Raw genomic sequence first — 26,862 nt, 5'->3', positions numbered from 1 at the left:
CATTAGCCAACTACCGACATATCACTCTCTTTTATATTGAAATAATAAGATTTAATCTTGTCTATAAAATAGTCCTGTAGCATTTTTATATTTTCTTCATTTGTAGGTGCATTATCCAAATGCATTGACCAAGCTCTTGCAGGACATTCCGTATCATAAAACATTTTATGCAGCTTTACAGTCTCTCTATTTACTGGTAACTGATATTTTTTCAATAGTAATGCTGCAATCCAATAACTTGTTTCTTCATTCTTCATAAATTGTTCATCAGACAATATGCCATTCATTTTTGATTGGCAACGTTCGATACCTATATAATGCTCATTCGCAAAAGTATTACCACAGTGCCATTCTACATATGGAGATGGATGAAACCAATAACATGTCTGCTTATCAACATATGCACACGCCCAACCTTTTTCCAATTCATGATTATCTATCCTTTGCTGTAGCCAGACGATATAATCTTCTGCACTATTATTTTCTGCATCGTCATGTAACACGACACCTAATATTTCAGATTTTAATTCCGTTATTTTAAATTCTTGATTGTAAAATTTAGAATAAATGTGTTTCATATTTTAAAACCTCCGTGGCAAATAGAACAGTATGAATTTTTAAGTTGATTTCTCAGAAAAAATTATCTGCTAATCAAAATACATTGTTCTAAATTTAATTTTTAACATCGAATCTCTTTATAAGATTAAAAAATATTTATATTTAAAGGATTAAAAGTCATAACTTTTTGTAATATAATGTATTTTGAACAATATACCATTTTAAATTATTATCAGGAGTTGCCTTTACTATGAATAGTACAACTTTGTGTATTCATGAATTTCTAAACACTCATACACAACGATGTATACATCAAGTCATACTTTTATTTTCATTAAACAATAAGCTAGATGTTACCCTAAATGGCCATCAATTATCTGCTGAAAACCATATCATTATTATAAATCACAATGATTTATATCACATTTCAGATTCTGAACAAGTAGTAGAAATGTGTATACCTATCCAACAATTCACAAAAACAATTAAATGTTTCTTCAATTTTTACTATAACTACAAATTGTTAAATTCCAATGAATATCTTAAGTTCCAAATCTTAACGATGATTCAACAGTTGAGCCAATGTGGACCTACTGAGTCACCTATACTCAATGAAATTATAACTATAATCAATAAGGAAACAAAAATAGAACATGAGTTTACTTATATTCCATCTATTTGCACAGAAAACGCCTTATTAAACGATATAACTGAGTTTATAAAAGCACATGTTACTCAATCACTTTCATCCAAAGATGTTTCCAGTACATTTTATATTTCTGCGCCCTATATTTCTATATTGTTTAAGAAATATTTAGGTATTAGCTTTAAACATTATATAACTAGCCTTAAGATTGCTTTGTCACTCGCTGATCTTATTCAAACGAAACACGCAATTTATCATATATCTGAACATTATGGATTCAATCATTATTCAAATTATATTCATCAATTTAAATTTTTCTTAAATATGACACCTAATGAATTTAGAAAATCAATACATGCGCTACACCAAAACAACATTGTACTAATCAATAATGATTTGAATAGGTTCAAGCCTCAAATTGATTTAATAACTAAAGAAAAGCCTGTTTCATCAAATCAATTACGAATTGATACTCAGCGATTAGATTTTAAGGATTTGGCGAAACGCCCTACTATCTTTATTCATATAGATAGTTTAATGGATATTATTCAGTCTGACTTTAATTCTAAATTCAGTTTTAAAGATTTAACTGATGCTTACGTATTAATTAATAATATTAGAAATCTCTCGTTAGAAAATTTAAGTCTCACTGGTATGATTGATTTTATTGATTCACTATTCTCTGATTATATCGGTATTGCGCTAAGAATAAAATCTATGACACAGTTTGATTTTATCGAAAGCTTAATACTGCAATTTTTAAAATTCAAACCAAAATATGCAAAACATCAGCAGAATTATAATTTCCTAATTCTCTTTGATACCTCTCATTTATCATTAAACGAAGTGAATCGATTATATATTAAAATAAAAAATCTGAACTTTAATATAAAAATGGCTATTACCATCGAAGGTGTAATGAACCAGGTTAATTCTTTAAAAAATGCTTTCACACTACTTCAAAGGTTTAACTTTGATTATCATTTTATTGATATAGAGCAAGTACAAGTTCGAAATCTATTAAATAAAAAAGGTGAAGGATTTAATAATTCAATGAGTTATTACGCTTACTTTAATAAAGTAATTAAAGCTTCACATATTGATACATCAAAGTTTGTATACACAAAACTTACAAAGCAATGCTTCAAGTTTTACGAAGAAAGCCATCCTTTAGAACTAGCTGATTTAATGTGTCATATTCTTATCTTGTTAAATAGAGGTTGCGGTGTAGGGTACGAATTAATGCGTAAAGAGAAAGCTGATGTTGCTTTGATGAACAGTCATGGAATTTATGAACCCCTAATGTATATATATCAATTTATTAGACCTTTTATCGGCAAATCAGTTTCTATCCATAAAAACTTTATTATACTCAAGGAAAAAGAAGAAATGCATTTGCTTTTATTCAATTCCATAAATCATCGTACTTCACCAAAAGAAGTACTTCATCTGGTCTTAAAACAAACTATATTAAATTCAAAAATCACATTGTTCATACAGACATTAAACCGTGAACATGGATTCATTGACTATGCTTTGCCACCTTCATTCAACGATATATATATCGAAAGATCATTATTACGATATATTGAACAATCCACCATACCAAAAGCAGAAATTAGACAGTTTACAGAATTTAAAAATAGCTTAGAATTTATTTTGCATCATGATGAACTAAAATATATTCGTATATTACCATCTTAACTTTTCATATTTTAATTACGATAAACTTAACAAGCTTTAAAACTTAGTAACATACGTTTAGCTAAATCATAGTTTGTACTTTCGATTGCATAAATCAAATATTTTAGATATAACAGAAGAAAATAGATATAAAGGAGAATGATACTTTGAAAAACAGTAAAATGTTCGCAATTACTATAAGTGCATTAATGTTAATTGTTGCTGTTGTATTGATTATTATGATGTTGTCGAGTGGTCAAAAAGAAACTTATTATGGCTATATGAAAAATGAAACAACCGCCGATAAAATAATAAGTGAAAAAGATCATAAAATAGAAAAAAATGTTAAGTTACCGGCCGAATCAGGGTTCTCTCCTAAAAAGGGAAATTTCGTTAAGTTAATAAAAGCCGAAGGGGATGGCGCTTTTAGTAAAATGGAAGTTGTCGATCATGACGACATTCCTCATGGTTTAATGATGAAAATCCATGACATGGATGACATGAAAGGTATGTAAGCTTTGCGCTATAACCTCAATGCAAAAACTTATACATGCACATCTCTAATAAATTGCTATTATATAAAAAATGAGGAGAGGTAGGGACAAATAATTAGTCCCTACCTCTCCTCATATATTAACAATGTATGCCTATTTATCTTTAGGCTTATAATCTTCCTTAAATTCGTTATGTTTAGCATCTTTGATATTTTTATTGGTTTCACTATCAAAACCTTGTACTAAAATACCTTTAAATGTACTAATTGGTTGCACTGTATACGTATGTTCTGAATCATCTTTAAATTTAACTTGCTTATAATATAAACCCTTTTTAGCACTATACAATGTTTTCTCGGATTCAATTTTTTCAGTTAAATTTTGTTCATCCATATAATGATCTACTAGTTCTAGATTTTTATGTCCCTGATATGTTCTCATGCCAAAGAAAAATACAATAGCAATAATCAGTGACAACACTAATAGACCTATGATTTTTAAAAATGTTTTCATCATTAATCTCCTTTAGTTAAAACGATAACTTTCTAACTGATAGATGAGTAGTTATGCCCCTCATTAACGCTTTATTACACCTTTATTTTATAATAAAATACATAATATTATTAGTATGACTGATTACAAATCATTTATAAAGTCATATAGACTTTTTGTAACAAAATCTCCTTAAATTAATTTCAAACCTAAGATGATTTTTTATCTTCTAAAAGCATACTTTATTAATTTAAAAGTACTTCATATTACAGTACAATTTCACTATATTGTTTCTATTTAAGTAAACGTCGGTATATATTATTTTTTTAATAGAAAGAGGTGCGCAACCGTTCCTTGACAACAACCATAGTTCATAATATGGTTAAATTTCAAAAGGGGTGATTAAATGGAGGAAAAAGACAGCTACTTAGAAAGACAACTATGTTTTCTTTTTTATGTATCTTCTAAAGAAATCATTAAGAAGTATACGTCTTACTTAAAAGAATTCGATTTAACATATACAGGCTATATTGTGCTACTTGCAATTAAGGTAGATGAAAAACTCAATATTAAAACGCTTGGCGAACGTGTTTATTTAGATTCAGGGACACTTACACCTTTACTTAAAAAACTTGAGAAAAAAGGCTATGTAACTAGAACACGCGAAATTGATGATGAGCGTAACCTACAGATTGCACTTACTGAAAAAGGTGCAAATGTTAAAGAACCACTCTCTAAAATATCAAAACGTGTGTTTAGCGAATTCGATATGGACATAGATGAAGCTATTAATCTAAAAGAAACATTACAACACTTCGTTAATAAACATTTTTCTAAAGATATTTAATCTGTCAGAGGTAAAGTTAAAGTTAGAAGTTCTAGTTTTCATGTTATTATTTTTGACTTTACTTGCCTCTTACTTAAATCTTTTTACTACGTTCCACTTCGTCACAATCCCACCAATGGCACTAACTCAATTAAACTAATATTTAGCTCTTTTTTATTTTTACATAGTTTGACTTTGACTTTCTTTGACTAATGTATTATACTGTATTTGTAAGATAAAAGAAGAGGTGAATAGAGATGATACAAAGCACTAACAATCTTACTAAAGATTTATTAGAAAGTTTAGTCTCAGACCATCACGATTTCAAAGTAACTGTATACCAAGCGCAAGATAGCTATACAGTTGAAGCTGAACTTCCTGGTTATCAAAAGATGATATTACTATCAATTTCGAAAATAAAACATTAACTATACTAGCAAAACGTGCGTCTAATTTAGAACAACAAGGTATTTATTTAATTAACGAACGTAATTCTAATAAGCAAAGTAGACAGTTTATCTTTAAACTTATAGACACAAATAAAATAAAAGCATCTATGAATGACGGCATCTTAACGATAAAACTGCCAATCAAGCAAACAAAGACACAAATTTCAATCGACTAAATCTAAAAATTTAAGGAGAGATATATCATGGCTTTTGATAAAAAACCGTATAACAATCCATTTTTTGAAGGTAACCCAACCGAATTATTTAGAGATTTTGGACGTCAATTTTTTGAAAACTTTCCTGAAACTTCAAGTATTAAGTCAGATGTGAAAGAGTTAGATCATGCCTTCATCATCGAAGCTGAACTCCCTGGTTTTAAAAAAGAAAATATCAGTTTACAATTTGAAAATGACACTTTAACAATTGAAGGTCAGCAAACAAACGATAATAAAGAACAAGATGAAGATGGTCGCATCCTTCATCAAGAACGGACTTTTAGCGATGTGAAACGTCAATATCCTTTTGATAATATTGATGAAACTGCTATTAAAGCATCATTTGAAAATGGTATATTAAATGTAACACTACCTAAAAAAGAACAAGAAGAACACTCACCATCAAATATTCAAATAGATTAATAAAGTCATTTTATCGGCTACTGATAATCTTTATAAGAGAAATTTAAAAGCTGAAGTTAGATGAATGATCTAACTTCAGCTTTTTTTATAATGTCGGATTTAATTTTTCACGTTTCATAATATGAATCATGGTAACTAAAGCAATCACTCCGAATATAGCCAATAAGATAAAAGAGAAATGACTTGTTCCAGTGAGACTTGTTACATAAGCTATGACTAATGGTGGGAAGAAACCGCCTAAGCCCCCCATCATCGAAACGATACCATTAGCTGATCCAGCCTCTTTTCCAAAATAAGTTGGCACGAGCTTAAATATTAAGCCATTACCGACGCCTGCGCACATACTAATAAGTAAACATCCAATTGTAAATAATAAGATATGATTTGATAGACCTAGCGTAATCGCCCCTATAATCATTAATATAAAGTCACAAATTAGTAAAGTTACAGCATTAAACTTATCACCTAATACGCCTCCTAACGGTCTTAGGAAAGTTGCTAATGCGATAAATACCCCTGCTCTTATACCAGCATCAACTTCGCTGATTCCAAAATTTTGTACTAAGAAATTAGGTAAAAACAATCCAAAAGCGACGAATGAACCAAATGTAATAAAATACCACAGTGATAAATAATATAACTTTAAATCTTTCATCAATATTTTATATTGTTTAACTAAAGGTACTTTAATTTTTGGTTCTTTACTGTCACCTAACAGAAACATAAAAATTGCAAAAAGTACTATGACGATTAAATAACCTCTAACTGTTGATTGCCAACCTATGATACCAGCAATGGGAGGCGCTAAGAATGAAGAAATGGCAGTTCCTATATTTCCCATCCCATATATACCATTTGCTAATCCTACGCGCTCTTTAGGAAAATATTTAGGAATAGATGTCACACCTACTGAAAATACAGCACCACCTACGCCAAGAAAGAAACCTGATGCCATTAACATCTTAGGTGATTGTGCATGGCTTAGGAAGTAAATCGGAAATAATAATATAATAAAACTACAAAAGAATACCCATTTCGCACCAATAATATTTGTTAAATAACCAAAAGGCACTCTTAAAATAGAACCTAATATAACAGGAATAGCTAAAATAATAGAAAGTTGGCTGCTTGTTATATGTACATCCTGAGAAATAAATGGCATTAGTGGCGCAATAATACTCCATGCCATGAACCCTACAACAAGACTTAAAGACTGCAATGTTAGTTGAAAAACACCACTTGCTTTGTTCATTCATTTCACCTTCAATTTATAATTATTTTGATAAATCAGGCCAGTATTTGCATATAGTTGAAGTGCTGTATTTCTCTATGTCAATTATAAATATTAGCACCGGTGTAATATGAGTAAGTATAAACGTTTCTATTAGCAGAATACTGACCACATTATTATTATAAAATCTTTGTGAAAAAATGAACATAAGGATTATCCCTTAACAAATAAAAGAATTTCCCTACTTAATTGAGGGGATTTCATATAATAAAAATATACATAGAATTTTAAGTTATTCACCAATTCCTCCTTTTATTTAATAATTCCTAATCAACAAGAAAGAGCCAACCTATGCCTGATTATTTAGGCAATTAAGTTAGCTCTTTTATATAAGTGCTATTTTAAAAATCAATCAATTTTTTCTTCATGGCATATTCTACTAATTCCGGCTTTGATTTTAATTCTAATTTTTGCATGATATGTGTTTTGTGTGCCTCGACTGTTTTCACAGAAACAAATAACTTCTCAGCGATATCTTTGTTCCCATAACCTTTTGCTATTAAAGGTAATATCTCTATTTCACGCTTTGATAAAATTTTATAAGGATCCGTTGTGGTTTGCTTATCGTTCCCTGAATTATTCACGAATTCATTGACTAACGATGTCGTCAATTTCATATCTACATATGTTTCACCTTTAAATACTGTTCTAATTGCTAGTATCAATTGTTCGTCTGGGGCATTTTTTAAAATATAACCTTTAGCACCGTTTCTCAATACGTGAAATAAATATTCTTCATCATCATACATTGTTAATATTAATATTTTTGTATCTGGAAAACTTTCTGTAATTTTACTTGTTGCTATAAGCCCTGACTCGCCAGGTGGCATACTTAAGTCCATAATTAGTACATCAGGCTTGTACTTCATCACTTTTTGATAAGCTTCCACACCATCGGCTGCAGTCCCCACGACTTCCATATCTTCTTGATAATTTAATATCATTGAAAATCCAGTACGCACAACTGCATGATCATCCGCGATAACTATTCTCAAAATTAATGTCTCCTTATCCCCTATATTGGAACTTCTAATGTAACAATTGTGCCTCGACCTATTTGAGTATCAATATTTATCTGAGCATTTACGAGTTCTGCACGCTCGTTCATACCATAAAGTCCCAAGCCAGTTCCCTTTGGCTGGTCTGTCTTTATAAATCCATTGCCTCTGTCTATAATTTCTGCAATTAGTTTACTGTGACTAATTTGTACCTCAACTTCAATTGTATCAACATTTGCATATTTAATGGCGTTAAACAAAGCTTCTTGTACTATTCTATAAACTACAGTTTCAATTTCATTATCAAACCTACGCATCGTTAAATTAGATTGATAGATAATATTGATACCATAATTTACTTCTACCTGTTTAAAATATGTCTTAAAGGCTGCGTCTAATCCTAAATCATCTAATGAAGATGGTCTAAGTTCTACAGATAAATTACGTATATCATCAATTAATTTAGACATCAATCCTTCTATACGCTTAGAACCATTAACCAATTGTTCTATTTCTTGTTGATATTTTAAGAGTCTTAATTCAACATCTATATTTAACATTTCTTGTACTACACTGTCATGTAATTCTCTAGATATTCGTTTTCTTTCATTTTCTTGAGCAGAAATTGTTTTTTGCATCATTTTTCGTTGATACATCTTATCATGTCGTTCTATTTGCGGCGACACATTTTGTAACGTGAACGCTTTAATTCCTTTGGATTCATCAATTGTTTGATAGGTAGCTGCAAAAGGCTCAACTGTACCACGTGTCGTTTTCATAAATACCTGAAAGCTTGTATTCCCAACATTTTCAGCTTCTAAAAAGCAATATCTACAAGATTGCAAATCGAATTCATTAGTATAACCATCACAATGATTACATATGACATTGGTCATGCCTTCATAGTCATTATCCAATGAGATAATATCACTTGCTGCCTGGTTCATTGCGATCACTTGGCCACGATTATCGACAAAAACAATTTTTTCACTCGTATTATTAAAGTATTGCATTAATAATGCTTCCATATCTAGCTGTTGATTGCTTTCCATTATAATCACCTAATCTTCTTCATTAAATATACCCAATTTACTTTTAAGTGATATGCTTTTATATGTTTTAGGCAAGGGTTGTTGATTTCGCTGACCTAGTAGCAAAACACCATAAACTTTCTTTTCATACCATAGTGGTATTGCCACCATCGCTGTTAATAACTCACAAAGGACGATAGGATATTTGTGTTGTTCATGTGAAGATAATAATTGTCCTACATTTTCTATCACCATACGCTTACCCGTCTTCATCACATTACCTGCTAACCCTTTTCCTTTGCGCAGTACAATTAATTTATAACGATTATTTAAATTTCCAGAGGCATAGCACCATTTAATTGGTGAAATATCACTTTCTTGCTCATAAAATGCGATTGCAGCAAAATCAAATCCTTCTTCAATTCGAATTGAGTCTAATATTGATTGGTAATTAATACTTTCTCTTAACGATAATGCATTCAACTTATCGCCTCCATTCAAACTTTATGTTTACGATAAATAATATAACTACGACTTGCATATGTGAGTGGCACACTCCATACATGCACGAGTCTAGTAAACGGCCAGAATGCCATAATAATAAAACCTAAAAGTATATGCGTTTTAAAAGCTAGCGGCACCTGTAACATCAAATCGGCATCTGGAGAAAATATAAATAATTGTCTAAACCAAACTGATATTGTTTCTCTATAATCAAATGATGGTATCGTTGCGTTAGTTACTAGTGTTGCATAGCATCCCATACAAACAATTGCTAATAATAAGAAATTAACTATAATATCAGATGCTGAACTTAATCTTCTAATATTTTTTTTAGTTATACGTCGTGCAGTTAATAAAAACATACCAATCAAAGTTATTATACCAAAAATACTTCCAATATAAACAGCTCCAATGTGATATAAATGATCACTTACACCTACTGCTGTTAGCCAAGAAGCAGGAATAAGCAAACCTACTATATGTCCCATTGCTACTGGTATAATACCCAAATGAAACATCAAACTTCCCCATTTAAGTTGTTTCTTTTCTATAAATTCACTAGATTTTGCAGTCCAAGAAAATTTATCAAACTTAAATCTAGCAAGATGCCCGAGGAAAAATATAGCTATACATAAATAGGGCATAATCACCCATAAGAATTGATTAAACATGTTGCTTCACCTCATTTACAGGCTCTATACAAGCTTTTAACGTCTCTCTTAACCCTTTTATCAAGAAATAATAAGGACTATTTTGCTCTGCCAATTGATTTGCCATCGCATACGTACCGTCCTCAATAATCATAATGACAAATTCAATATTCCCTTTTGCTCGTGGATCATTTTTCCACTGGGCAATATATAAAAATTCAAGCATTAATGGCAGAAAATCAGATAGTTCATTATCTGCCATTTTCAATCCAAACATTTCGTATAACACTTTTAATTTAGCTAATAATTGCCCTCTTTCTTTTTGAGTATCAAATTTATTATATGTCATATAGAGTGGCGCAGTTTTATTAAAATCAAATGTATCGGAATACAATTGCTTTATTTGTAATAAACTTAATTCATACATTTGTTCACGATACTGAATTAAATCTTGGTATGCCGGATGTTCTATATGAATAACTTCTTCAAACGTTTTAGGGTGCATGGTCAGCTTATCTGGAAATATTAATTGCTGTGCAAAGTATCCAAGTGCTTCTTGTTGTTTATTAAACTGCGTTAAATTAATCACGGAAAATCCCTCCATAGAAATTATCATTATAGATTTCTTGTCCTGATTTTCCAGAAGAAGTAGTTACTGGTACACCGCATCCTTCACAATTTGAGCCGAAGTATTCTCCTCCATATCCTTCACTACCTTGTGCACGATATGTGTCCATATATGCTTCTTTGTGTGATGTAGGTATTACAAAACGGTCCTCATGTTTAGCAATTGCCAATAATCGATACATATCTTTAGTTTGTCTTTCTGATAACCCAAGTCTTGATAATCTATCTACATCAAATGGTTTATTTGTTACCTGTGCACGCATGTAACTTCTCATCATTGCCATACGTTGTAATGCAGATTTCACTGGTTCAGTATCACCTGCTGTGAATAAGTTAGCCAAATATTGAATAGGTAACCTCATTTCTTCGATTGCTGGAAAAATCATATCGGGATTTCTATTCGCTTTTGTTGCAGTTTGCCCTTCAAAATAACTCATAATAGGGCTGAGTGGTGGACAATACCATACCATTGGCATCGTGCGATATTCTGGATGTAAGGGAAATGCCAATTTATATTCAATAGCTAATTTATAGACTGGAGAATTCTGAGCAGCTTCTATCCATTTTAATGAGACTCCATCTTTTTGTGCTTGTTCTATAACCGCTTCATCATAAGGATTCAAAAATAAATCCAATTGTTTTTCGTATAACGCTTGTTCATTTTCAGCTGTAGCAGCTTCTTCTACTCTATCAGCATCATAAAGTAATACGCCTAAATAACGCATTCTACCCGTGCACGTTTCTGAACATACCGTTGGCATCCCTGCCTCAATACGAGGAAAACAAAATGTACATTTCTCTGCTTTATTTGTTTTCCAGTTGAAATAAACTTTTTTGTATGGACAACCTGTCATACAATATCTCCAACCACGACAAGCATCCTGATCTACAAGCACAATACCGTCTTCGTCACGTTTATACATTGCTCCAGATGGACATGATGCTACACAACTTGGATTCAAACAATGTTCACATAATCTAGGTAAATACATCATAAATGTTTGATCAAATTGAAATTTAATATCTTCTTCAATACGTTTAATATTGGGATCTTCTGGTCCAGTAACATGACCGCCTGCCAAATCATCTTCCCAGTTTGGTCCCCATTCTAGGTTTAATTTATCGCCTGAAATCAATGAGTGGGCTGTAGCAACCGGCGAGTGATTTCCAGCTTTAGCTGTTGTAAGATTTTCATAATTATATGTCCAAGGTTCATAGTAATCTTTAATCACTGGCATATTAGGATTGTAAAATATTTTCCCTAAAGCAATTTTCGATAACTTACTGCCTGATTTCAGTTCTAATTTACCTTTTTTATTCAAATACCAACCACCCTTATATTGCTCTTGATCTTCCCACTGTTTCGGATAACCAATACCAGGCTTCGTTTCTACGTTGTTAAACCACATATATTCCGCACCAGGACGGTTAGTCCACGTACTCTTACAAGTAACACTACACGTGTGGCAACCTATACATTTATCTAAATTTAACACCATTGCAATTTGTGCTTTAATCTTCAAGCCAGTCAACCTCCTTCAGCTTTCTCACTGCTACATAAACATCTCTCTGATTCCCTATTGGTCCATAATAGTTAAAGTGATAACTAATTTGTGCATAACCTCCAACAAGTTGTGTTGGCTTTAAATGAATACGTGTTGGGGCATTATGTGAACCACCCCTTGTGTCTGTTATTTGTGACCCTGGTGTTTCAATATGTTTATCTTGAGCATGATACATAAACATCGTGCCTCTTGGCATTCTATGAGATACTACTGCTCTTGCTGTTACAACACCATTTCGGTTATAAATTTCTAACCAGTCATTATCTTTGATATCATGTTTTTCCGCATCCTCATTGGAAAGCCATACAGTTGGACCACCTCTAAATAAAGTCAACATATGTTGGTTATCTTGATAAGTGGAGTGGATATTCCATTTACCATGTGGTGTTAAATAGCGCAAGACAAGCGTACTTTCATCTCCCGTTACTTTCTTGTCTCTCGTACCAAATACCATTGGCGGTAAAGTTGGTTTGTACACAGGTAAACTTTCACCGAATTGCTGGAACACTTCATGGTCAACGTAATAACTTTGTCGTCCTGTTAATGTTCTAAATGGAACTAAACGTTCTATATTTGTAGTAAATGGTGAATAACGTTTACCATTTTTATTTGAGCCCGGGAACACAGCTGTTGGAATGACTTCTCGGGGTTGAGCAGTTATATTTAAAAATGAAATTTTTTCTGATGCGCGTTCACTTGAAATATCTTTCAACGGCATACCAGTTTGTTGTTCTAAATCTTCATAAGATTTTTGCGATAACTTACCATTTGTAGCTGAAGATAAATTTAATACAACGTCTGCAGCTCTTCTTGCAGTATCTAATCTCGGTCTATTATTTTTTATGGAATCCTCGACCTCTTCATTCCATGTTCCAACCATGCTTTTTAACTCTTCATATTGTTCTGCTACTGAGAAACTTACGCCATGAGCCCCTATTTTAGCTTTTTCTAATAAAGGTCCTACTGTAACGTATTTATCAAATATTTTAGTATAATCCCTATCAACTACTGCAAAACCTGGCATTGTTTTTCCAGGTATTGCTTCAATTTCACCCTTCGTCCAGTCTTTAATTATGCCATTCACATTAGAGATTTCTTGTTTTGAATCGTGTGCAAGTGGTGCTGTAACGACATCTTTATAAACATCTTTAAGATGTATTTTAGCCATTTCTGATATTTCTTTACTCAGTGTTTTAAAAATATCCCAATCTGAACGTGATTCCCATAATGGGTCTATCGCCGGATTAAACGGATGTACAAATGGGTGCATATCTGTCGATGATAAATCGTGCTTTTCATACCAAGTTGCAGCAGGTAAAACAATATCTGAATATAATGGTGTGGATGTCATTCTAAAATCTAGGGATACAAGTAAATCCAGTTTACCTTCTGTATCTTCTCTCCATTGAATTTCTTCTGGCTTCACCTCTTCGTTTGGCTCAGCTAATAAACCTGATTTTGCACCGAGTAAGTGTTTCATAAAGTATTCTTGCCCTTTAGCAGAACTTGATATTAAATTAGAGCGCCAAAGGAACAATGTTTTTGGATGATTTTGTTTTGAATCTGGATCTTCAATTGCAAATTTCGTTTCTCTAGACTTTACGGACTCAATCGCACGTTTCATGATTGCTTCATTATTAAATTCTCCAGCGTCTTTCGCTTCCTCACCAAAAGATAAACTGTTTCTATCAAATTGAGGATAAGACGGTAACCAACCACATCTAGCAGCTAAGACATTGTAATCAGCAGGGTGTTGGTGTTTAATATTTTCTGCCAATGGAGATTTCAAACTATCGATATTTGATTCTTCATATTTCCATTGGTCTGTTGCGAAGTAAAACCAACTTGTTCCATTTTGTAATCGAGGTGGTGCTTGCCAGTCTTTAGCAAAGGCAATCGTATTCCATCCTTCGATAGGGCGACATTTTTCTTGTCCAACATAGTGTGCCCATCCGCCGCCGTTTACACCTTGACATCCACATAATAATACTAGATTCAAAATAGAGCGATAAATCGTGTCAGAATTAAACCAATGATTAATACCAGCTCCCATGATAATCATTGATCGCCCTTTGGTATCAATTGCATTTTGTGCAAACTCTCGACCAACTTGGGTCACAACACTTTGTTTAACACCGGTAATTTTTTCTTGCCATGCAGGCGTATAATATGACGCTGCATCATCATATCCTGATGCCTCAAGTTCATGATTGAAACGTTTCACACCATACTGACTCGTCATTAAGTCAAATACAGTGGTAATATATTTCTCTTCACCATTTGCTAATTTAACCTTTTGCAAAGCAATAGGACGCTCAAATATACCGTTACCTTCATTATTAAAAAACGGAAATTGTATGTGCTTTAATTCATAATCATCTTCAGCAAAACTCATTGCTGGGTCAATTTGCTTACCTTCTTCATTTTCTAATTTCAAATTCCATTGTTTGCCTTCTTCCCAACGCTGACCCATCGTGCCATTTGGAACTGTTAATTGTTTTGCTAATTTATCAAAAATCACAGGTTTCCAGTCGCCATTTTCAGTGTGTTGCCCTAAATCCTGAGCACGTAAGAAACGCCCAGCTTTCAAGCCGTTATTATCTTCATCTAACATTAGGACAAATGGCATATCGGTATATTGTTTTGCGTAATTAATAAAATAGTCATTCGGTTTATTTACATAATGTTCTTGTAAAATAACATGCGTCATCGCCTGTGCGACTGCAGCATCTGTGCCTGGATGCGGAGCTAACCAATTATCAGCAAATTTAACATTTTCTGCATAATCAGGCGCAACTGATACTACTTTTGTACCTTTATAGCGAACTTCTGTCATAAAATGCGCATCTGGTGTTCTTGTTAATGGGACATTAGATCCCCACATCATAATATAAGCTGCGTTGTACCAGTCACTAGATTCTGGTACATCTGTTTGTTCACCCCATATTTGTGGAGAAGCAGGTGGTAAATCAGCGTACCAGTCATAAAAGCTCAACATTTCTCCACCTAATAAACTCATAAAACGCGCACCAGAAGCATAACTTAACATAGACATAGCCGGGATTGGCGTAAAACCAGCCAATCTGTCTGGACCATATTTTTTAATTGTATATATAATTTGAGCTGAAATGAGTTTTGAAACATCTTTCCAATTCGTTCTTACTAATCCACCCTTACCTCTTGCTTGTTTATATGTTTTAGCTTTTTCTTCATTTTCAACAATCGATGCCCAAGCAGCTATCGTATTGTTTTGATGCGTTTCTAATGCTTCTGTCCACAACTCCCATAACTTGCCACGAATATAAGGATAACGGATGCGTAAAGGACTATATTCATACCAAGAAAAAGAGGCACCTCGAGGACATCCGCGGGGTTCAAATTCAGGTAAATCTGGCCCACAACTAGGGTAATCTGTTTGTTGGTTTTCCCAAGTAATGACACCATTTTTCACAAATACCTTCCAGGAACAAGATCCTGTACAGTTCACACCATGTGTTGTTCTGACTACTTTGTCATGACTCCAACGTTCTCTATACATTTTTTCCCATTCACGACTTTTACTTTCTAAGATTGACCAATCACCATTAAATTTTTCTGTTGGCTTAAAGAATTGCAATCCAAATTTTTTCATTTTATACATCCTCTCACATCATTCATGTATAATTTATATAGCATTCTCAAATTTTGTATTTCTTTAATTCTTACAATCATTGTACATTTTTTCACAAAGTCTAAATATTAGGGATTTACCTATTTAAACAAAAGAATCCCCTAATAACTTTTCGAATATAAAAAACTCCCTTTAATCGTAATAATGATTACCACCATTACAAGTAAGGGAGCTTTGATTAAAATTTGAAAGTCATATTTCTTTTATTTATACGGCAACTGCTTGTTCTTCACGTGCCTCTACACGCATTAAATGGTCAATAATATCAGTATAAAACTCTTCAAGTTCTTGTCCTGTACGTTTTCTATCAAGGTTATCAAGCCCTACGAAATCTACATGATCCCAATCATTTTTAATTGGCATCACATTCCAAACACCCTTTTCTGTAGCTTGTGTTAAGTCTTTTACTTTTTTAGCGGGTTGTCCAGTTGGACTTAATGCAGAAGCAACTGGTACAACACCATCATTTTCTTGCCAATCTTCTCTGGAATCTTTACCTATCAATTTACTTGTTAAGTCCATTAATCCAAACAAACCTTTATTAGGTCTGTGATGACCCAAACTATTTTTTTTCGTTGCTTGTCCTGCAAAAGATGTGTATACAATATTAGGGTTAACTGATGTATTTAAGTTCAAATCTTCTGCACCAAATGTTGTTAAATCTCTAGTTGCTACATCTTCCGTATTCCAAATCGGACTATCTTTCAATCTATTTACATATTCTATATAAGTTTCATTAGGTTGCTGTTCGAATCCCCATTGTGAAAGTCCAAAATCAATTTTAGATTTTTTATTATTACCTAATTTCGCTATATTGTTTAATACATTTTTGATAAAATTTGTATTTGCTAACTTATCAGAAGCTTGAGAGCCATTATGCGGTGTTGCCAATGTTGTAATTGATGAAATCATATTATCTTTTTGTCCTTGGAATAATGGAGAAATTGTTCCACCATGTTGTTTTTGATATTCAATCTCTTCTGGATTTCCAAAACGTAAAAATTGCTCTAGTAAACGAATCGTTTGTCCACCCATACTGTGACCAATTAGATGTACTTTCTGACCTGGTTTCCAATTTGGCATAACACCTTCGTATGTTTTACCGTATCTATTATGTCCGTATTTTGCAGCGTGTGCCGCACCATAATCTACTTGACCACCTTTAATGTAATGATATAACTCTACAGCACGACCATAATTACTGCCAACTGCACTTATACTCGCTTCGTATACTTCATAACCTGCTTTTTCTAATGCTTCCTTTACTTTGTATTTCTTTCCACCCCAATAATTTGGATACAAATCTGGTTTATTACCATCCATTAATCCTAAGAAACCATGTACCAATATAATTGGATATTTATTTACATGTACGCCTTGTTCTGCTTTTTTAGCAGTTTTTAATAAAGATTCGACCTCAGATTGTTGCACTTTAGAACGATTACGCGTTGTAGCTTGTTTATTTGCTTCTGAATCTTTTACTTTTATTGGATCATTTTTAGGCTCTTGTTTTACTTCATTTGTTTTTGGGTTAAAACCATTTTTTGTTTTTAAATTTTCTATCTTTTTGCTATTTTCATCATTTTTATTTTCGGTGTCTGTTTGTGCTTCTTCTTTTTCTACTTCTGCTTCCTCTTTATTCGGGGCTTCTTCTTTTTCTACTTCTGCTTTATTTGGAGTTGCTTCTTCTTTTTCTGCTTCCTCTTTATTCGGAGTTGCTTCTTCTTTTTCTGCTTCCTCTTTATTCGGAGTTGCTTCTTCTTTTTCTGCTTCCTCTTTATTCGGAGTTGCTTCTTCTTTTTCTACTTCCTCTTTATTCGGAGCTTCTTCTTTTTCTACTTCTGCTTTATTCGGAGTTTCTTCTTTTTCTACTTCTGCTTTATTCGGAGCTTCTTCTTTTTCTACTTTCTCTTTATTCGGACTTGCTTCTTCTTTTTCTACTTCTGCTTTATTCGGAGCTTCTTCTTTTTCTACTTCTGCTTTATTTGGAGTTGCTTCTTTTGCTATTTTATTTTCATTATCAACATCTACTAACTGCATTTGATCAGTATTTTGATTAACACTATTATTTTTTTCAGTAGTTGTGTTTTCTTTCATTGTTGGTGCATCTTGAATAGTAGGAGCCTTTTGTTTTACTAAGTCATTGTGGGATGCAGGAGATATTTCAGATGATTGCTGACTTAATGCTTCAGATGCATTACTTGATTCTAATTTAAAATTATCTTCAGAAGGGACTTGTTTAACTTGGTTTGAATTTAAGGTGTTATCTTTATCGGCGTTAATCGTTGTATTATTGTTTCCATTATTACTTTCTTGTGCATGATTCAATTCACTTGCTTCAGAAACATGTCCACTTGCTATAAAAAATGTTGCTGCTAATACTGAAACCGTTCCGACTGAATACTTTCTAATACTGAACCTTTGTACTTCTGTTTTTGTAGATTGTTTCTCATTTCTTTTCATTAAAATCACCTCATAGTATATTTTTTAAAACTACATCCCTTAAAATAAAATTGCTTCCCCAACTAATAACTGTATATTTACAACTTAACACATTTTATATTGTGATAAATTAATCTAATATAAAATTTCGATGATATTATTTTTATGTTGTGTAAATATATTTGTTTTTTTTAAAATAATAAGACTTAATTTATGATCGCTTTTATATAAATTAAAACCTTTAACCATCGTATTCAATCCGACTTATCTAACTACTATTAGTACAAATAAAAAATGACAAATTACTATGTTAGTAATTTGTCATTTTTTTATATTGCTTATTAAATTATGAAAGTTCTACAAATAGAATTGTCTAAACTTGATAATTATCCGTAAATATATGTTCATCAAATTCTAAGTCTTTTTCCTGCTGTTCATAAAGTTTAAATTGAGATTTATGATAAGGTTGTTGGGAATCTATTTTAATCAAGCAATAATGTCCCGCTGCATATAATTCAAAAGCCTTTTCAATAGCTAAACTGCGCTTTCCAGAAATCAAATAATTTTTTCGTTTCATATTATCAATGTTTCTGGACATTTCATTTGTCATTTCCATGACTTTACCTATAATAATGACACCTGGTGTCATTCCTAAATCTTGCTCTTCTACTTGTTTGATTATTGTAGTAAGATGGCCAGAAATCATTTGTTCATGATAAGTAGACACATTATAAAAAATGGCTATAGGAAAATCTATTTTTGTTTCTTGATATATTTGTTTTACTATTTGAGGTAACCTTTTTATGCCCATATAAATAGCCAATGTGCCTCCGTGCATAAGACTGTGTAAATCAAGTGCCTCTACTTGCCCTTTACAGTGAGAAGCAGTTGTGAAAGTAATAGCTTTAGCAACATTTCTTGCAGTTAGCCCTATACCCATTTTAGCAGCCGCAGCACTAGCTGATGTAATACCTGGTACAATTTCAAAAGGGATCCCCTGTTCAGATAATGCCACGGCCTCTTCTTGTACTCTTCCAAATATTGCAGGGTCGCCACCTTTTAATCTGACTACACACGAATAACGTTGTGCCGCTAAAATAATTTGTTCATTTATTTCAGTTTGTTGTATATGCTTTTGGTAAGGTCGTTTTCCCACATCGATAATTTCAATTTCTGGTTTAGCTAATTGTAATATGAAAGGATTTACTAACCTATCGTAAAATATAATATCTGCACTTCTTATCAATTGCTCAGCCTTTCTTGTTAAAAGTGTTGGGTCACCTGGACCAGCACCAACAAGATGCACTTTGCCTGATTCTACTAAATGCATATATAAACATCTCCATCGATAATTTCAACTTTATATACTTCTACACATCCTGTATCTGGTTCTTGCACAATGCCTGTCTTTAAATCGATCTTTTGATCATGTAAGGGGCAATATATAAAGTCACCACTCACTGTCCCTTCCGAAAGTGGCCCTTGTTTATGAGGACAAATATTATTAACTGCATGAATTTCACCATTAGCAGTTAAAAAGATACCTATTTCATTTTCTTTAACTCTTACTTTCTTTCCTATTAATGGTGTGAGTTCATCCATGCTCGCCACCTTTACTTTGTTCGTCGCTATCATACTTTCACTTCCTCCACTTCAAATATACTTTGTGCAAATTCACTATCTACAATCTGTCTCCACGGTTCACTATGCACTGCTGCTTTCGCAACCATAATACGATCAAATAATATTTGTTGTTTTTCTGGATCTAATAGTACTGTTTGTACATTTTCAAAGCCTAATCTGTCTAACCAAGGCGCAGTACGCTCAGCATAATTTGCAGTTTCTCTATAATACTGCATCAATGCGCCACATAATAAAATCACTTCTTCTTCAGTTTCTACAGTAGTTAAATGCTGTCCAACAGTTACTTCTGTTCCACCATTACCACCGATATATATTTGAAAACCGTTTTCCACACCAATGACACCAAAGTCCTTCACGCCTGATTCTACGCAGCTTCTTGGACAACCAGACACACCCATTTTGAACTTATGTGGCGTATCAATATACTCAAATGTTTTTTCTAACCTGATTCCTAGTTGTGTTGTATGTTGTGTCCCAAAACGACAAAATGATTTTCCTACACAACTTTTAACTGAACGTGTCTTTTTACCATATGCAGAAGCAGAACGCATCTCTAAATCTTCCCAGACTTGAGGCAACAACTCTTTTCTTATACCGTATAAGCCGATACGTTGTGAGCCTGTTACTTTCACTAATGGTACGTTATATTTTTTAGCTACTTCCCCTAATCTAATTAATTGATCTGCATCTGTAACACCACCACGCATTTGTGGAATTACAGAAAAAGTACCGTCTTTTTGAATATTTGCATGATAACGTTCATTAGCAAATCTTGAAGCAATTTCATCTTCATGATCAAATGGATATACCATATTTAAATAATAATTTAATGCTGGTCTACATTTAGGGCATCCATCTTTATCTTTAAAGTTTAATTGATTTCTCACATCATCAGACGTTTTTAATTGTTTGGCTCTTATTTGCGTCACAATTTGATCACGTGTTAAATCAGTACATGTACAAATACCTGTAGGCTTAGCAGCAATGAAGTCATTACCTAATGTAAACTCTAATATTTGACCAATTTGTCCTTTACATTTACCACATGAGTTACCAGCTTTTGTCGTTTTTGTTACTTCTTCCACATTTGTTAGTCCGTTTGTTTTGATGGCTTCAACAATCGAACCTTTTGATACACCATTACAACCACAGATTGTTTCGTCGTCAGCCATATCTTCAATACTAAGTTCTGATGACTCACCGCCTTTATGTAGTAGCGATACCATCGTATAATCATCAAGTAATTCTGATTTTTTCATCATGTTAAAGAAACGTGGTCCATCTTCAATGTCACCATATAATACTGAACCTACAATTACATTCTCTTTTAAAAACACTTTTTTATAATGTTTTTGTCGACTATCAAAAATTTCAATGCCTCTAACATCTTTATCTTCAATAATATGTCCAGCACTATACAAATCACAGCCTGAAACTTTTAATGAAGTAAATGTTGTAGAACCTTTGTAACCTTCCGTACTACGTCCTGTTAAATAATCAGCTAAAACTTTTCCTTGCTCATATAAAGGAGCAACTAACCCATATACTTTTCCATCATGTTCTGCACACTCACCTACAGCGAAAATAGCTGAGTCATTAGTTTGCATATAATCATTTACCCGAATACCTCTATTTACCTCAAGTCCACTTTCTTTAGCAACTTCCGTAAATGGTCTTATCCCGACAGCCATAACTACTACGTCCGCTTCCAACATCGTTCCATCTGATAGTTTAATACCTGTTACATCTTCATCACCAAGTATGGCACTTGTACTTGCTTGTAATTTAAAGTTCATGCCTTGTGCTTCTAAATCTTCTTTTAATAGTTCTCCTGCTTTTTTATCAAGTTGCATTTCCATTAACCACTCCGCCAAGTGAACAACAGTAACCTCCATGCCTTGATCCATTAATCCTCTCGCACATTCTAACCCGAGTAATCCTCCACCAATCACAATTGCGTGTTTTTTGGATTGTGCTATTTCAATCATACGTTCAGTATCTTCAATAGTACGCCAACCAATTACGCTTGGTAATGTGGAACCAGGTATTGGTAATACAAATGCTTTTGAACCAGTAGCAAATATACATACATCATATTCAAATTTAGATCCAGCTTTTGTTATTACATATTTTAATGAACGATTAACTTCTACAACAGTATCACCGGTAACAAGTTGTATATGGTTTTCTTTATACCAATCGTAGCTATTCATAATAGTTTCTTCGACTGTCATTTTCTTTTGTAAAATATTCGACAACATGATTCGGTTATAATTAGGGTATGGTTCTTTACCAATTATCGTTACTTCATACTTTTCAGCATCCCGTTCTAATATTTCTTCTATTGTACGTAACCCTGCCATACCATTACCAATCATTACTAATTTTTTTTTAGTCATGTTTATCCTCCTTATAAACCTCTGTTAAATAAGTTTGTACTGCTTGTGATATTTGTTTCACTTTTACACAATTATTTCCATTGGATCTCAAACAAATTTTTATATCTTCGAATTCTATCTCTAACATATTAAAGAAATCGGACTGTCTCTGATCACTTGTATGATTAACAAGTTGGTGCGCCTTTGCATCTCTTTTTATTTGGTCGTTAACCTTTGAATCATCAGTAGCAGCTATAATTAAAGATGCGTTTTTAATATCATTTTTGTCATAACACTTTGTTAATAGCTTTACTTTAGGATGTTCAATCTCAAAAAATTGAGGTAAAAATTTTTTACTAATAATCCTTATTGAACAAGCGTCTTCTTTTAATATTTGCATTAGTTTTCTATATGCAATCTTGCCTCCGCCTATAATGACAATTTGTTTGTTGGTTACATTAAGTTGAATAGGATACATTGGCTAATTCCTCAATTTCTTGTATTCTGTCTTCTATTATTGCTGAAATCTCATTATTAAAATTAATCACATTGCTATAATAAACACGCGACGCTATATTTAATTGGCTAATTTCTTTTTTTATTTTATTTACTAAAAAGCCGTTATAAAGAAAAACTGGCACGATTAGTATACTTTCACCTTTATTTAAATACTTTTCTATGTGCAATTGATAGCTATAGTCGCCATACACTGTCATCATCTGTATTGGTGTATTAAAGCCATTACAATCGGTTATTAATTTTTTTAACGCGTAATCTGGCTCTTTATAATAAGAACTTCCATGTGTAATCAAAATAATTCTGTTTACATGACCTGCTGATACTAAAGCATTAGCAATCCGTCTGTTAATAATGTTCGGCAAATCTCTATGTGTGCCCAATGGTTGTGCAATATTGCTTGTAATATGAGGATGATCTCTTTTCAAGGATTTCAAAACTGATGGTATATCATGTAAATAATGTTTTGCCGGAAACAACAACAAAGGAATGATATTAAATTCAAAATATCCTTGTCGTATTAAATTGCTCATAACAACTTTCAAATTGCGCGTTTCACACTCTAAAAATGCAATATATACATGTCTGTGTTTTGACATCATCAATTGTTTTACAAATTCATAAATTATGTTGTTTTGTTTACCTTTTCGCATGCCATGTATGACTAAAATATTTTCAGCCATTTCCTCACCACCCATCTTATACTTGCATTGTAATACAAATCCACGAACGAATGTGAATTTATTCACATTGATATATAAAAATAGGGAATCCCCTTATACCTTAGATAAAAGGATTCCCTGACATATATGCTTATTAATTAATGAAAAGGTGGCATACCTAAAACTGCTTCATCAAATCTTTCAGGTATTAACACTTTACGCATGATTACGCCTAAATCACCATCATCACTTTCATGCTCCGCGTATACTTCATAACCACGTTTTTTATAAATATCTAATAACCATGGATGTTTACGTGCAGAAGTACCTAAAGTTACTGCAGGTGCTTTAAGTGTATCTCGTAAGAATGTTTCTTCGACATAACTTAAAAGTTTACTACCATAGCCTTTCCCATCATAAGAGGGTTTTGTAGCAAACCACCAAACGAATGGATAATGAGAAATACGACGTTTACCTTCCCAAGGATAACGAACCGTAATTGTTGAAATAATTTCCGACTCATTTTCCAATACAAATGTCGTACTTGTAATGATATTTTTTTTGACCAAATCTACATTTGCATTAACAGATGGCCAATCAATACCTAACTCTCTTAACGGTGTAAATGCTTCATACATTATCTCTTGTATTACTTCCGCATCAGACTCTACCGCAACTCTTATATTATAATCAGACATGTCGTCACTCCTATCTATTGTTCGCTCATTTATCCACTAAAATATTCCTATAATAATAAACAATTTTGCAATCATATCAATACAATATGGCTTCTTAATAATTGAGTCAATCGATACGTTTTATAAACCTAAATTAAATAAAGAGCAGTGAAACAATCATCTATTCTTAATGAATAAACTTTCGTTACCTCACTGCTCGAGAGATGCTCAGTATTTAAATAACTTAATTTGCTTGCTAAGATTCAACTTCAACTTTTTCATATCATATTAAAGTCATAACTAGTATTTTGGTTAAAGATAAATTAATTGCTCAAACTATCTCTTCTACCGTTTAAATATGCATATACAAACCCAACAAAAATACCACCGCCAATATAGTTACCAATAAATGCGAATATAATATTTTTCAATACGTGTAACCACGCCACGGCGTCAAAATCATAAAAAATCATACCTGAGTACAATCCAGCATTAAATACAACATGTTCATAGCCCATAAATACAAAAACAACTACACCACAAGCAATAAAGAATGCTCTAGACAAACCATCCTTAAATTGAATTGACACATAAATACCAATATTAATAAAGAAATTACAAAAAATTGCTTTCACTAAAATAGCGTACCACGTCGCATCAACTGTTTTTCCATCAACCATTTTAGTTAAACTGTTAACCATTTCTGTTGTCATAATAGGTGTAAATTTCATTAATCCAAATAGTATAAGACCACCTATAATGTTAAAGAGAAAACAGACAAGCATAATGCCAAATGCTTTATTCATACCAATAATTTTATAATACCAACCGACAGTTAAATACATAAAATTACTCGTTAATAATTCGGAATGTGTTAATACAATTAAGACTAATGCTAAACTAAAAGAAATTGCCCCCATTAAATTAACTAAACCTTCATTTGTTCCAGCAAACTGCGTCTTGATGCCTAACATAAATACTGTAACAATAGCTAACAAAAATCCTGACATCACAGATTTAAGCGCATAACGTCCTGGCGTCTGATTAAACATAACTTCTTTCATTTGTACTTGGTTGTTTATGTTTTCAATAGTTTCATTCGACATATATGTATCTTTTATAGACTTGTTATTATCTATCATTGCCATTTAAGCACCTCTTGTAATTCATTTTTCAACACTTTTCCATACTAATAACCATATTATATTGGTTTCGCTTGATATTTAATAGTGTATTCAGCAATTTTTTATAAATTTAATTTATTGAGATTTTGCAAAATCAGCGTAAACTTCATGCGTATAAACAACAAACACAATTTTATAGTTAAGCGTTATTACTGTAAAAATACGATTTTCAGTATCGATACATACACTTAGTTTATTAGGCACAGAAAATGTGCCTATGTCTAGTTATTTTATTGTAAACAGTACTAATAGCAATGCTACACGCGCTAGAAAATGATGTCGTCACCTTTAAAGATGTCATTAACCAATTATAAAAAAAGCTTGTGCTACCTGCTTACGACTCATTTAATACATTGAGTAAAGCTCATAACACAAGCATTTTATTTTTGTGAAGGTATATAAAAATAGGCATTTTTATAATGATAGTGTAAATGAGAACAATCAAATGGAACCCCGGTCGTGGTATAAAATACTTGCTCATAATTTAAGCAAGGATCCCCTTCTGCTAACTCCAACTTGTCTGCATCTGACGCATTTAATTTGTCTACGGTAAAATAAATATCAGAAAAACCGATTTTAACTTTTAGATGTTGCTCTAAATAATTAAAAATAGAATGTTCAGCAATCGACTCATTTAAAAATAATACGATATCTTTATTAAAATATGATCTTTCATAACAAAGAATATCACCATTTACGTATACGATGCGCTCTAGTAAATAAACTGACACGTCACCTTTTAGTTTTAATTTTTGTTGAACACTTTCAGGTGGGGCCACTTCCTCTACTTTCAAGACTTTATTAGTCACTACTAGACCTACAATCTCATCACTAAATCCTCCGGTAGAGAATAGATTGAGGTAGCCTTCTCTTTGTTTATTACGTACATAAATGCCACTGCCCCGAGCTTGATATATAAACCCTCGTTTTTCAAGTACTTCTAAAGCTTTAATCACTGTACTTTTACTCACTTGATATTGCTCTTTTAAAGTTTCAACACTTGGTAATTTATCCCCTGCTTGAAAATGCCCTTCTTCTATAAATATATTAATCTTTTGTGCAATCTGTTCATACTTGAGCATATATTTACTCCTTTAAATTATAAATTCAACTCATTATAACATGTACACGACATAAATAAACTGAATTATATTTTTGTAAGGGTCTTTACAAATTATACCGGTATAATTATAATGAAGTTTAAATGAAACGCTTACATTTTATTTATGTGCGTATA

The 26,862-nt window shown here is 32.4% G+C and carries 25 protein-coding genes; 6 read left to right on the top strand and 19 right to left on the bottom strand.

What is annotated here, in order from left to right; genetic code table 11:
* Positions 1–2 precede the first annotated feature (2 nt).
* Positions 3–578 carry an N-acetylmuramoyl-L-alanine amidase gene (locus LG295_RS03220; protein ID WP_318832676.1) on the bottom strand — a complete coding sequence of 192 codons (576 nt, stop codon included), beginning with the start codon at positions 576–578 and terminating at the stop codon, positions 3–5.
* Positions 579–808: 230 nt separating this feature from the next.
* Between LG295_RS03220 and rsp the strand changes: the two genes are divergently transcribed.
* Both rsp and LG295_RS03210 read left to right on the top strand, forming a co-directional pair.
* On the top strand, positions 809–2,908 hold the full coding sequence (gene rsp / locus LG295_RS03215; RefSeq protein ID WP_318832675.1) for an AraC family transcriptional regulator Rsp: 2,100 nt from the start codon (positions 809–811) through the stop codon (positions 2,906–2,908).
* A 146-nt stretch (positions 2,909–3,054) separates the two neighbouring features.
* On the top strand, positions 3,055–3,402 hold the full coding sequence (locus LG295_RS03210; RefSeq protein ID WP_107531980.1) for a DUF4889 domain-containing protein: 348 nt from the start codon (positions 3,055–3,057) through the stop codon (positions 3,400–3,402).
* Between the two features lie 132 nt (positions 3,403–3,534).
* Here the strand turns inward: LG295_RS03210 and LG295_RS03205 are convergent, their stop codons facing one another.
* Positions 3,535–3,894, bottom strand: a complete 360-nt coding sequence (locus LG295_RS03205) for a DUF3139 domain-containing protein (RefSeq protein ID WP_318832674.1) — start codon at positions 3,892–3,894, stop codon at positions 3,535–3,537.
* 385 nt (positions 3,895–4,279) lie between these two features.
* Between LG295_RS03205 and LG295_RS03200 the strand changes: the two genes are divergently transcribed.
* The 4 genes from LG295_RS03200 (at position 4,280) to LG295_RS03185 (ending at position 5,786) form a co-directional block, all read left to right on the top strand.
* Positions 4,280–4,720: a MarR family winged helix-turn-helix transcriptional regulator gene (locus LG295_RS03200; protein ID WP_107557759.1), complete on the top strand. Its 441-nt coding sequence runs from the start codon at positions 4,280–4,282 to the stop codon at positions 4,718–4,720.
* 236 nt (positions 4,721–4,956) lie between these two features.
* Positions 4,957–5,127 (top strand): hypothetical protein, encoded by a 171-nt coding sequence (locus tag LG295_RS03195; RefSeq protein ID WP_404476398.1) that lies wholly within the window; start codon positions 4,957–4,959, stop codon positions 5,125–5,127.
* The gene (locus tag LG295_RS03190; RefSeq protein ID WP_404476837.1) at positions 5,097–5,324 is read left to right on the top strand and encodes an Hsp20 family protein; all 228 of its coding nucleotides are present in this window, start codon (positions 5,097–5,099) and stop codon (positions 5,322–5,324) included. Before LG295_RS03195 ends, LG295_RS03190 begins: the two co-directional genes overlap by 31 nt.
* Positions 5,325–5,351: 27 nt before the next feature.
* Positions 5,352–5,786, top strand: a complete 435-nt coding sequence (locus tag LG295_RS03185; RefSeq protein WP_107529985.1) for an Hsp20/alpha crystallin family protein — start codon at positions 5,352–5,354, stop codon at positions 5,784–5,786.
* A gap of 85 nt (positions 5,787–5,871) precedes the next feature.
* On the opposite strand, the gene LG295_RS03180 is transcribed toward LG295_RS03185, so the two are convergent.
* From LG295_RS03180 to LG295_RS03100, 17 genes are all read right to left on the bottom strand, one after another.
* A complete protein-coding gene (locus LG295_RS03180; RefSeq protein ID WP_107557760.1) occupies positions 5,872–7,038 on the bottom strand; it encodes a NarK/NasA family nitrate transporter in 1,167 nt (388 codons plus the stop codon).
* A gap of 380 nt (positions 7,039–7,418) precedes the next feature.
* The gene (gene nreC, locus LG295_RS03175) at positions 7,419–8,072 is read right to left on the bottom strand and encodes a nitrate respiration regulation response regulator NreC (RefSeq protein WP_107529987.1); all 654 of its coding nucleotides are present in this window, start codon (positions 8,070–8,072) and stop codon (positions 7,419–7,421) included.
* A gap of 20 nt (positions 8,073–8,092) precedes the next feature.
* Positions 8,093–9,127, bottom strand: a complete 1,035-nt coding sequence (locus LG295_RS03170) for a sensor histidine kinase (protein WP_107557761.1) — start codon at positions 9,125–9,127, stop codon at positions 8,093–8,095.
* Between the two features lie 9 nt (positions 9,128–9,136).
* Positions 9,137–9,589 carry a nitrate respiration regulation accessory nitrate sensor NreA gene (gene nreA, locus LG295_RS03165; protein WP_107529989.1) on the bottom strand — a complete coding sequence of 151 codons (453 nt, stop codon included), beginning with the start codon at positions 9,587–9,589 and terminating at the stop codon, positions 9,137–9,139.
* A 14-nt stretch (positions 9,590–9,603) separates the two neighbouring features.
* The gene (narI, locus tag LG295_RS03160) at positions 9,604–10,281 is read right to left on the bottom strand and encodes a respiratory nitrate reductase subunit gamma (RefSeq protein WP_318832672.1); all 678 of its coding nucleotides are present in this window, start codon (positions 10,279–10,281) and stop codon (positions 9,604–9,606) included.
* On the bottom strand, positions 10,274–10,849 hold the full coding sequence (gene narJ, locus LG295_RS03155) for a nitrate reductase molybdenum cofactor assembly chaperone (protein ID WP_107557763.1): 576 nt from the start codon (positions 10,847–10,849) through the stop codon (positions 10,274–10,276). Before narJ ends, narI begins: the two co-directional genes overlap by 8 nt.
* Positions 10,842–12,410, bottom strand: coding sequence for a nitrate reductase subunit beta (gene narH / locus LG295_RS03150; protein ID WP_107529992.1), 1,569 nt, complete (start codon positions 12,408–12,410; stop codon positions 10,842–10,844). The genes narJ and narH overlap by 8 nt, the downstream gene beginning before the upstream one ends.
* Positions 12,400–16,083, bottom strand: coding sequence for a nitrate reductase subunit alpha (locus tag LG295_RS03145; RefSeq protein ID WP_318832671.1), 3,684 nt, complete (start codon positions 16,081–16,083; stop codon positions 12,400–12,402). The genes narH and LG295_RS03145 overlap by 11 nt, the downstream gene beginning before the upstream one ends.
* A 246-nt stretch (positions 16,084–16,329) precedes the next feature.
* Positions 16,330–18,585: a YSIRK-targeted triacylglycerol lipase gene (gene lip / locus LG295_RS03140; protein ID WP_325999360.1), complete on the bottom strand. Its 2,256-nt coding sequence runs from the start codon at positions 18,583–18,585 to the stop codon at positions 16,330–16,332.
* Positions 18,586–18,937: 352 nt separating this feature from the next.
* On the bottom strand, positions 18,938–19,894 hold the full coding sequence (gene cobA / locus LG295_RS03135) for a uroporphyrinogen-III C-methyltransferase (RefSeq protein ID WP_318832668.1): 957 nt from the start codon (positions 19,892–19,894) through the stop codon (positions 18,938–18,940).
* A complete protein-coding gene (gene nirD / locus LG295_RS03130) occupies positions 19,885–20,199 on the bottom strand; it encodes a nitrite reductase small subunit NirD (protein ID WP_107529996.1) in 315 nt (104 codons plus the stop codon). The genes cobA and nirD overlap by 10 nt, the downstream gene beginning before the upstream one ends.
* On the bottom strand, positions 20,196–22,607 hold the full coding sequence (gene nirB / locus LG295_RS03125) for a nitrite reductase large subunit NirB (protein ID WP_326028843.1): 2,412 nt from the start codon (positions 22,605–22,607) through the stop codon (positions 20,196–20,198). Before nirB ends, nirD begins: the two co-directional genes overlap by 4 nt.
* Entirely contained in the window at positions 22,600–23,064 is a 465-nt protein-coding gene (locus LG295_RS03120; RefSeq protein WP_107529998.1) for a bifunctional precorrin-2 dehydrogenase/sirohydrochlorin ferrochelatase, read from the bottom strand. Before LG295_RS03120 ends, nirB begins: the two co-directional genes overlap by 8 nt.
* Positions 23,045–23,785, bottom strand: a complete 741-nt coding sequence (locus LG295_RS03115; protein WP_158256279.1) for a sirohydrochlorin chelatase — start codon at positions 23,783–23,785, stop codon at positions 23,045–23,047. The genes LG295_RS03120 and LG295_RS03115 overlap by 20 nt, the downstream gene beginning before the upstream one ends.
* Before the next feature lie 137 nt (positions 23,786–23,922).
* The gene (locus LG295_RS03110; RefSeq protein ID WP_107530000.1) at positions 23,923–24,462 is read right to left on the bottom strand and encodes a GNAT family N-acetyltransferase; all 540 of its coding nucleotides are present in this window, start codon (positions 24,460–24,462) and stop codon (positions 23,923–23,925) included.
* A gap of 302 nt (positions 24,463–24,764) precedes the next feature.
* Complete coding sequence (locus tag LG295_RS03105; RefSeq protein WP_107557774.1) at positions 24,765–25,583, bottom strand: formate/nitrite transporter family protein; 819 nt, start codon at positions 25,581–25,583, stop codon at positions 24,765–24,767.
* Between the two features lie 422 nt (positions 25,584–26,005).
* On the bottom strand, positions 26,006–26,707 hold the full coding sequence (locus LG295_RS03100) for a GntR family transcriptional regulator (protein ID WP_107530001.1): 702 nt from the start codon (positions 26,705–26,707) through the stop codon (positions 26,006–26,008).
* Between the last annotated feature and the right edge of the window lie 155 nt (positions 26,708–26,862).

The sequence above is a fragment of the Staphylococcus pseudoxylosus genome, from assembly GCF_044794325.1.
GTDB lineage: Bacteria > Bacillota > Bacilli > Staphylococcales > Staphylococcaceae > Staphylococcus > Staphylococcus pseudoxylosus.
Note: the sequence above shows the minus strand (reverse complement) of the source record. Positions and strands in the feature narration are given on the sequence as shown.